General features: G+C 58.1%; 3 protein-coding genes. 1 reads left to right on the top strand and 2 read right to left on the bottom strand.

Features of this window, described 5'->3' with window-relative positions:
• Nucleotides 1-179: 179 nt before the first annotated feature.
• Nucleotides 180-992 carry a hypothetical protein gene (locus P8X75_14970; protein ID MEJ1996483.1) on the bottom strand — a complete coding sequence of 271 codons (813 nt, stop codon included), beginning with the start codon at nt 990-992 and terminating at the stop codon, nt 180-182.
• A 34-nt stretch (nt 993-1,026) separates the two neighbouring features.
• Nucleotides 1,027-1,602: a hypothetical protein gene (locus tag P8X75_14965; protein MEJ1996482.1), complete on the bottom strand. Its 576-nt coding sequence runs from the start codon at nt 1,600-1,602 to the stop codon at nt 1,027-1,029.
• Between the two features lie 157 nt (nt 1,603-1,759).
• On the opposite strand from P8X75_14965, the gene P8X75_14960 reads away from it, so the two are divergent.
• Nucleotides 1,760-2,010 (top strand): hypothetical protein (locus P8X75_14960; GenBank protein MEJ1996481.1); only part of this gene is annotated, 251 nt, incomplete at its 3' end.

Here is a 2,010-nt window from a genome sequence, read left to right as displayed (position 1 = left end):
CAAGCAGCGTCGTAGTTTGCGCCTAGGAGGTCGAGTAGATACTCGGCCGACAGCCTTGAGAGGAGAAAGTTTTTGCCCGTTTCTGGCTAGAAGCGGACCTGGTCACAGGATCCATCCCCGCCTGAAAGGCAAACCACCGACTTCGAACTGAGGCAAAGATTTGGTGATGCCGCAAATGTTCAGTCTTTACGGGCAATCTTTGGAGCGGGCCGACTTTCTGATCCGCCTTGCCGACGAAGGCGTCGTCCACGCCCTTGTTCGTCTCTCTTGCCTGTAAACCGTTGAAGGCAGCGTTGAAACGCTGGTAGGTGGTTGTCACGGGACGCCGCTTGTAGCCGCAGTATTACCCGGCGGACCTCAGGATGCCGGATTTCGCTAAGCAGCCGCTCATACATGCGCGTGTTCTCGATCTCCCCTTCGACCGCCTGCTGGCAAGCCTGCTCGATGCTATCGGGTGCCTCGACCTTGCCAGCCCAGCGATCTTCCGGCGGGGTGACGCCGAAACGGTGATAGAGTGCCAGGAGAGCGTTGGCGTGACGGCCCTCTGCCTCGACGATGTTGATGAACGGCCGGACCTCACCGAAGCTTTCGATCACCGCCTGATAGGTTGCCTGTGCCTTGAACTCATCGTCCAAAGCCTCGGCCATGGCGGCTAGAGTCTTCTGATCGAGGCCGTGGGGGGCGCCTCGCTCTTCGAGGACGGCTCCTTTCGGCACTCCGCCAGCCTTGGTCGGGGGCGTGGCTTCCAGGTTCAGGCTTGCTCCGAGACCATGCAGCGCTTGATGGATGCGCTGAAGTAGATTTCTCTCGCTGTGACCCTCCGGGCTTTCCTCTTCCTCCGCATCCAGTTCCCGTGCGTCGTACTCCCAGCGCCTCAGGACCTCGATCTTTTCCTGCCTACTCAAATTAGGGGTGTCGACGACCGCTTCTGGCGAACCAAAGAACGCCGCTGGATCACCCAACGCTTTTTCGTAGGCGCTTTGCTCGCTCAACAGGTGCTCCTTGCCTCTCCTAGCCATTCTATGATCAGTCGGCTCTGCCGGCGGATGGGATCGGATGGGTGTGCACGTCATGTGCGGAGTGCTTCTTGAGGATGCTCACGGCTTTTTGTTCATGGTCGTTGTCCCTGGTTCTCACCCAAAGGAGTAAACCGCCGTGATCGAGTTGCTCCTGGATGTAGCGGGCATGATGGTCACCCACCAACTTCGCGAGAAATGAGCCAATGAGACCACCTGCCCCACCGGCGATGGCCATGCTGGCAAGAACCGTGGCCAAAGCACCCCCACTTGCTACGATTGCTCCAGCGGCAGCCGCCGCCCCGACATACACCAAGCCGCCAATCAGGCCGCCTTCCTCATCACCTCGCGCTTCGGTCGAAACATAGGCTGTGCGGGGAACGGAGACGTCATCCTCAAGCTCGGCGACCTTGCGATAGGCGTGCCCCAACTTCTCTTCGACCGCCTTTTCGCTCGCAAGCAAGCTCAGTTCCGCCTGGTTGAACCCCGACGAAAGCAACTCGTCCACCGCATCCTGCAAGCTTTCGCCGCTATCGAAGACCGCGACAGCCTCGGTCAGTCCCTTAGTCGATTGAGATTCCGGCATAACAAAAACTCTCCACCTTTATACTTTCGCTAGGCTAGCGCGCCCTTCATGGAAACAAGTTGAGCAAGATCAATCATTCATAATTTAATATACATTCAACTTCAGAGCTATGGCGCAGAAGCACTCGGGCCGGCCCGCTGGCCCTGAAAGGAGCATCGTGGACGGTCTTCCGACGCCCTTGTCAGCAAGTTTGTTGGCCGCCTGTGTAACCACCAGCGGCATCTTCGTGATCCGTCATTTCGAAACCTGGGGACGCAGGAACACCACCTACTTCGCAGCCTTTGCAGCCGGCGTTCTGGTGTCGGTTTCACTGGTCCACATAGCGCCGACGGCATTGGCCAAAAACGGTCATGCACCCATCCTTTTGTTGGCCGGATATCTCTTCATGCTCGCCACGAACCGCTTCAT

The organism is Limibacillus sp. (assembly GCA_037379885.1).
GTDB lineage: Bacteria > Pseudomonadota > Alphaproteobacteria > Kiloniellales > CECT-8803 > JARRJC01.
Note: the sequence above shows the minus strand (reverse complement) of the source record. Positions and strands in the feature narration are given on the sequence as shown.